Below are 8,274 nucleotides of genomic sequence, written 5' to 3' on the forward strand. Positions count from 1 at the left end.
CCGCAGGAGGCTACTCCGCCTTGAGCACCTGCTCCAGACCACGCGCCATGAGGTCGTGCTGCCAGCTCATGAGATGATTGGCGGGATTTCCCTCGATGACGAGTTCTTCAATCGTACTGCGTGAACCGAGCAGCGATGGCTCGATCTCCAGCTCCAGCGCCACTTTTTCGCGATGAGCGCAGAGTTTGTCGATCTGGTCACGCTGCGTGTCGCTGAGACGCCCCTTGGTCTTTTTCGGCCGCGCCGGCCATGTAGAAGGATCAGAAGACATGACGGCAACAACGATGTCCTGGAACTCTTTTTTCCAACGTGGACGCCAACCGTTGGGCGGATTCAGCGGCTGACCGGCCTCGAATTGCTCGGCATAAGCGGCCATCTGTTTATTCGACATGATTTTGAAGCATGGCGTGTCCCGCTCCTTCGCGATGCCTTCACGCCATTCCCACATCGCCTTCAAAAGGGCCAGGCCACGCGGCTGCAAGCGCCCACAGCCCTGCACACGCCAGGGATCTTCACGAGCGGCATTGTCACGCGCGGCGACATCCTCCTGCAAATCTAGACAGCTTTGATGAAACCAGTCTTCCCTACCCTTCTCTCGCAATTGGGCGACAAAATTGTCCGCCAGCGGCAGCAGATAGCGCACGTCATCAACGGCGTAGGAAAGCATGTTCGGCGGAAGCGGACGACGGCTCCAGTCGGCCTTCTGGGAGGCTTTGCAGAGCTCAATGTCGAAGTTGTTCTTCACCAGGGCGGCAAGGCCGAACTGGCGAGCGCCAAGAAGGCGGGCCGCGATTTGCGTGTCACGGATTACCCGGGGGCTCCAGCCGTAGCTGCGGCGTAGCATGGTGAGATCGTAATCAGCGCCGTGGAACCACAGCTCGTGCGCGTCGAGCAGCTCCAGCAGCGGGGAAACATCGGCAATCGCCAGCGGATCAATCAAAGCGAAACGCCCGGCGCAGTTCACCTGCAAGAGGCAAAGCTTCTCATGGTAGTGATGCAGGCTGTCGGCCTCGGTGTCAATGCAGCAACGCTTGTCCGGGCTTTCCGCCAGCCACTGGTGCATTTTCGCGGTCCATTGCTCAAGATGCTCCGGGTTGTCGATGAACTCGTGGTCCGTCTGTTCTGGTGCTGGCGTGATCATTTCAGCCCCATGAGAAGGATTTCCGCATTGTTGCTGGTGCGGTTGATGTTGCGAATAAGCGTCTCGAGCGCCTCGACCGCAGGGACTGCGGCAAGCTGCTTGCGCACCTGCGTGATGCGACGGAACTCGTCGGGGTGATAGAGCAAGTCGTCACGGCGCGTGCCGGATTTGAGCACATGCAAGGCCGGGAAGATGCGGCGCTCGGAGATTTCACGATCCAGCGTGGCCTCCATGTTGCCGGTGCCTTTGAACTCCTCGAAAATAACCTCGTCCATGCGGCTCTCGGTCTCGATGAGCGCGGTGGCGATGATGGTGAGGCTGCCGCCTTCCTCGACATTGCGAGCGGCGCCGAAGAATTTCTTGGGCTTTTGCAGGGACTTGGTGCCGACACCACCGGACATGACGGCCCCTTTGCCGCCCTGCATGGAATTGTAGCCACGCGCGAGACGCGTGATGCTGTCCAGCAGGATGACGACATCTTTTTTCATCTCGACGAGGCGGCAGGCGCGCTCACGGACGATCTCAGCCACCTGGCTGTGGCGTTTGGGGCTTTCGTCAAAGGTGGAGCTGTAAATCTCACAGCCTTGCACGGTCTCCTCGAAATCCGTGACTTCTTCGGGGCGCTCATCAAGCAGCAGGACGATCAGGGTGATCTCCTTGTGATTGAGAGCGATGGATTTGGCGATGTCCTTGAGGATGATCGTCTTGCCCGAGCGCGGCGGAGCACAAATGAGGCCGCGCTGGCCTTTGCCGAGCGGCGCGATGATGTCCAGAATACGGGAGCTGACGGCGCAGGGCTTAGCGGTTTCGAGAATGATACGCTGATTCGGGAAAGTGGCGGTCAGTTTGTCGAAATCCACCGGTGGCTCCCATTGCTCGATGGGCATGCCCTCAACCTCGGTGATGCGGTCGATGGCGATGTATTTGTCTTTGTCTTTGGGAGCCTTGGCAAAGCCAGTGATACGCTGGCTCGGACGCAGGTTGAATTTCCTGACCAGGAACAGAGGAACAAAGACATCCTCGGGCAGCGGGGCAAAGCTGTATTTGGGATAACGGATGAGGCCAAAGTTGTCGGCTCCGATCTCCAAAACGCCTTCGACTTTTAGGCGTGTTTTGTGCTCGGCCATCCACGAGCACAAATCATAAATGAGCTGGTGCTTGGTGCGGCTGGCATTGAGACGGAAGGAGACGGTTTCCGCCAGTTCCAGCAGCTCGGTGAGAGTGGCGTTTTGCAGGTCGTTAATTGAAACTTCCTGCGGGAAAGGTGCCTGTGCGCCATCAGTCTTTGGAGGCTCCGCAGTTGGCATCTGCACAGGTTCAGGCCGTGCGCTGCCGCGATCTAGGACAGCAGGAGCCACGCGGACGTCGGGCGCGTTCTCTTCGACAGCGGAAACCGGGGTCGTGACAGGGGATTCGATGGGTTGGTCATTCATGCTTGCAAGAGTGGACTTGCCAGCGTCAGCACCTGGGCTTCGAGAGAGGCCAGACTGCCATCATTCCAAATGACGGCGTCCGCTCTTTCCACCTTGGCTTCGATGGGCCATTGGGCCTGCAGGAACTTTTGAACAGTGTGTTCATCGAGTCCCCGTTTTTCCATCATCCGCCTGACCTGCACCGACCGGCTGGAAGCCACCACGATGACGAAGTCTGCTGAAACTGTGGAGCCAATCTCATAGTGCAGGGGGACTTCCGCAAGGAAAAGATTGCAGCCCGCCTCCCGAGCACGCTCACGAGCGGCCTCTAACAGAGAAAGAACTGGCGGGTGCAGAAGCTTCTCCAGTTTGATCCTTTTTTCTGGCACCGAAAGGACTTCAGCGCGCAACCACCCACGACAAGGCCCTTCTGCATTCGCGGCATTAGGGCCAAACATATCCCTGAGCGACGCTAATATATCCTGACGTTGCAGAACAAGCGCCACGGCTTCATCGGCGGAAAAAATAAGTATCGAAAGCCCAGTATTCACACCTCTAAGCTTTGAAATTAGAGCGCTTTTACCACAACCCATGCCACCTGTAACTATCCAAATATTCATTATATGTTTGCTTGGAACACAGAAAAGAAAAAGGCAGGTGATTGAATCACCTGCCTTAGATTTCTTAATTGGACACCCTTAAAGTGATCATGGGGCCACGGCTGGCAAGAGGGGATTACCAGGAACAGTACCTCCGACTGCCGGTGCCACAGGCTGATTATTCTTCACTCTTTGACCAGAAGGGTCAATCAAATGCGCTGTGACAAAAATCATCAGGTTACGCTTAAAATGCTGCTCAGATTCCGACCTGAAAAAGCGCCCGATAAACGGAAGATCACCGATCACTGGTATCTTATCCTCAACGTCCTGCACATCTTCACGAATCAATCCGCCAAGTGCCACCGTCTGCCCATCCCAAATGGAAACCCCAGTGCTAACCTTGCGAACCGAGAACACAGGCTGATTAATAACGTTAGGGGTAATCAAGCGTTCGGGCTGACTAATTGGAATATAACCAGTAGTAGCGGCCACCCCCGCAGCCACCCCACCAAGTTGGATCGGCAATACCGTCTGACTCGAAGGAGATAAGATAGGGGAACCGTAATTAATGAACCCGTCGAACTCGACAACTTCAGGTGCCAAAGTCAGTTCGATAGTGTTCCCGTCAGCGCCGACTGTAGGTTCGGCCTCCAATATCACACCCGTTCGGCGCATTTCGAATGCTGTGGGAGTTGTTGGCGTTGCGATTTGCTGTCCACCACCACCACCAAGCTGGAGATTGCCGCCGCCGCCTTGAGGTAATTGAGGTGGGTCAAACTCTGTTGGATAAATGAACTCACGAGTAACTTCCATTGTGGCTCGGGTTCCACTTTTAGTGGTTACACTAGGCGCACTCATCAAGTCGACACCTTTTTTCTGGCTAAGACCTCGAATAACAGTCTGAAATTGTGGATCCGTGAAAATGCCTGCTGCTGAAAAGATACCAGGCGCAACATTTGAAACACCCGTAGTTGATCCTGTACTAAGCAGGTTATCGATGCTATTGTTGCTGATTGCATAATTGCCAGATCTAAGCCCAGAACTAATTGGGCCACCACCTACTGGTAGGGCTGCGGCTCCGCCAGGCATCTGCGAAGTTAGCGTTGAAGCAATTCCAGAAGGCAAGCCACCAGCAAAAGCACCAGAGACGGGGAGTGCAGGAAATACTACAGCCCCATTTACAAGAACAGGAGCTGTGGTTGCAGTTGTCTGGAATGGGTAATTAGTCGCATTGAAAGCATTGCCGCTACCCGCATTACCTCCGCCCAAAAAGACGTTATTCCCGTTAGTGCCCACACCGCCGAGTAACCAATCAAAGCCAAGCTCTTCAGTGTTTTTCTGTGTCACTTCAACAAATTTAGATGTGATCACCACCATTTTGGGTCCTTGGTTGATCAAACTTTCAACAAATGCCTCAACCACATCCAGATTAGGCTGAGTATTACGAACCATGAGTTGCGAGGTTGCGGGGTTGAAACTTGCAGAAGATCCCTCAGGAAAAGTGATGCCTTGAGCTTCCAGAATCTGCTTGGCAGATTTTTTTGTGATCAGCCCACTGCCACCAGCAGCGGCGCCCCCTCCCCCCGCAGCAAAAGGGTCAGCGGCAGGAGCAGGCGCAGCCCCCCCACCCACATCGCCTCCGCCAGCACTTAAGAAATCAGGCGGAACACGATAAGTGCGAGTGTACTGCTGATTAGCGTCTTCGGAGAGGGGAACCACAAGAACAGCATGCGCTTCAACTTTGTATTTCATCTGCGCCAATTCTGTAATGTAACGAAGCGCCTCGGACATAGGAACGTCCTTCAGATCTAAACTAATGGAAGCATTGCTAGGAGCATCTCCTGTTCGCAGAATTATATTCACCCCCTTAACTCCAGAGGCATCTGTAAACGTGTCAAGGTCTCGACTTTTGACTCGCAGATACTCGATAGCCTCATCAATGGTAGCCCCTTGAAATTGAACGGTCGGGAATATGATTTTGTTCATCTTCTCGGTGAGATATGCTCCAGGACTGCGACCGATGCCATAATCAAAAGTAACTGCAGCCCCCTGCACAGGAACTTTGTCCTCCCAAGCTTCGTCAACTTGCGCCAGCATTTTGGCACGCTGGTGATCATAAGCGGCCTTGAAATACTCCATGCGCTTGCGCTCCGCATTCTCCATTCCACGACGAGCGGCACTGTTATAAGGGTCCGTGCGCAGGACATCCTGATAGGCTGTAATCGCCTCATCATACTTGCCCAGTTCAACCGCACTGTTACTGAGCAGCAATCCCTTCTGAACTTTATCCACATTCTCAACATGTTGAGCAGTCAAGGCAGGCGGCCAACGGTCAGGATCCTCCAACTGCCGGAGAAACAACGCGGCATCTTTGTGCCCCGGAACGGAAAGCATCGCGGCTTCGAGAAGCTGGCGCGCCTCGTCATATTTGCCAATTTTGGCTTTCTCACGAGCGACAACCACGCTGCAATCGGCATGTTTTAGCTGCGCCAAATCAAGCCAGTCGCGAGTCAGAGGGGCATTGGGAAGGGCGTCAATGGCGGCCTTGTAAGAACCTAGAGCGCCCTCGTAATCCCCCTCACTGAACATTTTGTCACCGCGATCCATGGCGGTACGAGCGTCTTCAATGCGAGCATAACGACGAGCAATCTCGCGGCTTGCCATACCTGACACAGAACTTTGCGCCATGACATGTGGAGACAGGGCGACCAATGCGATAAGAGAGAATTTGAAGACCGGACGGGAGTGGAGGGTCATAGGCGGACTAGCAGCGTGTTTTGTGGTAAAGTGAGATTTCTAACAGACAATGGCGAAGTTTGGCGAGATAAATTTTGTAGCGGATGAAAAAAATGAGGCTTCCTCAACCCTGTTGAATTTCAATTTTTTCCGAGGTGGGGTTGCCGTCATTGCCCAAGGGTGAAATGATGGCTTTGCTCTCCTCCAGCTTCCAAATGTAATAGGTCCTTCCCAAACCGGGGAGCTGGAACGTTTTTCCCTCCCTCACCCCTGGAATTGGCTGGCGTTTTTTCCAGCGAAATTCGAGCTCGGCCTCATACTCAGCGAGGTTTGTCTCCTTGCCCTGAACCAATTCAAATTCTTTGTTGGTGGAGAGATCCTTAACCTTCACAACATATGCATCCATTGGACCAAGCGTCGGGTGCTGGATGGTTTTCTTCTGAGCCTCAAGCATTTTGAAGCGGACAACCCCTTTATCAAACCCAAACTCCTCATTTAGCGGTTTGAAAACACTGCCTTTGGCGGGTTGTATGCGCTGAATCTGGAAGGTGCCGTCGCTGCCTCCTTTGAGAACCAGGATGTAGTCATGGCTGATACGCTGGCGCAGCACCAATTTATTGGTCAGAGGCGGCATGCTCGTTGCATCGCGAGGGTCAGTTTTGGAATTAAACTCCTCTATGTTGGAAAACCCATCGTCATCTGCGTCCAAGTCACCCACATTGGGTGAGTAAATGGAAGGCAGTTCCCGTTCCGGTGGGTTCTTAGCGCGATCCCCCGTAAGGAAGAGGTTGGTCATCGGCGGGCGGAATTGAGGCTCCGGGAGCAAGAGGTCAAAAAGCTCTCCGCCCTTCATCACTAAAAGCACCGACTTGTTCAGCGGCACTGCTTTGCCATTACGCTCAGGTGACAGCCAAGAATATTTTTTCTTAATGGTGTCGATGGCCGCGACAACCGCTGGATTGTCAGGCGGATTGAGGTCATTGCGGGATGAACCCTGCGCCAATACCAAGTCGTCTTCAAAACCCAGCGATTGAAAAACGAGAAACCCCGCCGTCCCGATGGCTAAAAGGGAGGAAACGGTCAAGATGATTTTTTCGTAGCTGCCCTGGCTGTTCTGCATGGTACTAGGAGACTGCGGTTAAGAAATAAGAGTGATCAGCGCCCGGGAAGAGGCGTCGAAGCGGATGCGCCTTTCGCGGCGTCAATAAATTTCAAAAGGTCGATCTCCATTCTGACCTTCAACTGCTCTCGGCCAATGACCGGAACCGAGTCCACCGGAGCGGGCGGCGGCGGCTTGATCTCATCTGCGGCAGGGGCAGCAGCAGTGGTGTTCCCACCCTCAACCGGGGCAACAGCTTCCGGCACACGCACATCTGCGCGCAGGGGACCTTCGGGCATCTGATTTTCAACACGCAACAGGCGAAGGCTTGTAAAGAAAGGCATGTCAGACGGATTAGCCAGACGGCTGATAAGCAACTGCAAGGGTCCTTGGTCGAGTGTCAGTATCACCGAAATTTCACGTTTTTCGAAGATCTGCGGCCCCACCATGGTCTGTTGCTGACCTCTGCGCTGCTGCAAAGTCGCCGAGGCCTGCTCTTGCTCCACAGGAAGTTTGGAGCGTTCAAGCACATCAACGGATTGCACTCCACAAGTCATGAACAACTTAACCAGTTCCACCATCGCATCCAAATAGCTGGATAATTCGGCGGCGGCCTCGGCTTTTGGCAGGCCAGATGTGTATTCATCGAAGCCAAAGGCAAATTCAGCCGGGAGGACGGTTTTGGATGCGACGGCGGACTTGCGTACCTCGGCAATTTTTGCCTTCAGCTTTGTCTGGAATTCAATATCTTTGACTGGCGACACTGGTGGCTGGAGAATAAGAAGCGCACCGCCAAGCTTGTTAACGTTCGCGGCGTATTCATCGACCAGCCCACGCTTGGCTTTCAAATTGTTCTCATCAGGTGAGAGGCGAGTACTTTTCAAAGCGGCCACCTGGCCTCCTTGGGCGAGATAGCTCTCCTTTACTTCCGAATAGCTGTTCCAGGCTCCAAACAAAAGGTAACCCAGGGCAAGAGACCCGGCAGTGATGACGCCAAGAATGGCGGCCAGCGGTTTATTTTCACGAATCCAGTCCATGGGGCTTTACTTGAATTGCAGGGGCTTGCGCAGCGGCAGTTTAATCTCGAATTGGTAGGCGTAACGGTCCTCTTCAGTCCCAGAGTCCACCTTGATGACATACTTGTCACGATTGTTATCGAAATCCGTCACACCAAAGGCGTCGAGTTTGGCCACCTTGGCTGCGAAATCATACACGACTTTCTGTTCACCCTCGTTATTACGACGGTACAAACCAAGAAGTCGAAGCTCGTAAACCGGGGCCGCAGGT

The 8,274-nt window shown here is 53.9% G+C and carries 7 protein-coding genes; all 7 read right to left on the reverse strand.

From position 1 onward, the window contains the following. Positions 1–10: 10 nt before the first annotated feature. A complete protein-coding gene (locus ACILSI_RS16305) occupies positions 11–1,141 on the reverse strand; it encodes a ribonuclease D (protein ID WP_395722959.1) in 1,131 nt (376 codons plus the stop codon). Further along, positions 1,138–2,574, reverse strand: a complete 1,437-nt coding sequence (gene rho, locus ACILSI_RS16310) for a transcription termination factor Rho (protein WP_395722960.1) — start codon at positions 2,572–2,574, stop codon at positions 1,138–1,140. The genes ACILSI_RS16305 and rho overlap by 4 nt, the downstream gene beginning before the upstream one ends. After that, positions 2,571–3,173: a dephospho-CoA kinase gene (gene coaE / locus ACILSI_RS16315; RefSeq protein ID WP_395722961.1), complete on the reverse strand. Its 603-nt coding sequence runs from the start codon at positions 3,171–3,173 to the stop codon at positions 2,571–2,573. Before coaE ends, rho begins: the two co-directional genes overlap by 4 nt. A gap of 87 nt (positions 3,174–3,260) precedes the next feature. After that, positions 3,261–5,909: an Amuc_1098 family type IV pilus outer membrane protein gene (locus tag ACILSI_RS16320; protein WP_395722962.1), complete on the reverse strand. Its 2,649-nt coding sequence runs from the start codon at positions 5,907–5,909 to the stop codon at positions 3,261–3,263. A gap of 103 nt (positions 5,910–6,012) precedes the next feature. Next, positions 6,013–7,008 carry an Amuc_1099 family pilus-like system protein gene (locus tag ACILSI_RS16325; RefSeq protein WP_395722963.1) on the reverse strand — a complete coding sequence of 332 codons (996 nt, stop codon included), beginning with the start codon at positions 7,006–7,008 and terminating at the stop codon, positions 6,013–6,015. A gap of 35 nt (positions 7,009–7,043) precedes the next feature. Further along, the gene (locus ACILSI_RS16330; RefSeq protein ID WP_395722964.1) at positions 7,044–8,024 is read right to left on the reverse strand and encodes an Amuc_1100 family pilus-like protein; all 981 of its coding nucleotides are present in this window, start codon (positions 8,022–8,024) and stop codon (positions 7,044–7,046) included. A gap of 6 nt (positions 8,025–8,030) precedes the next feature. Continuing rightward, positions 8,031–8,274 (reverse strand): hypothetical protein (locus ACILSI_RS16335; RefSeq protein ID WP_395722965.1); only part of this gene is annotated, 244 nt, incomplete at its 5' end.

It is taken from the genome of Prosthecobacter sp. (genome assembly GCF_044232965.1).
GTDB lineage: Bacteria > Verrucomicrobiota > Verrucomicrobiia > Verrucomicrobiales > Verrucomicrobiaceae > Prosthecobacter.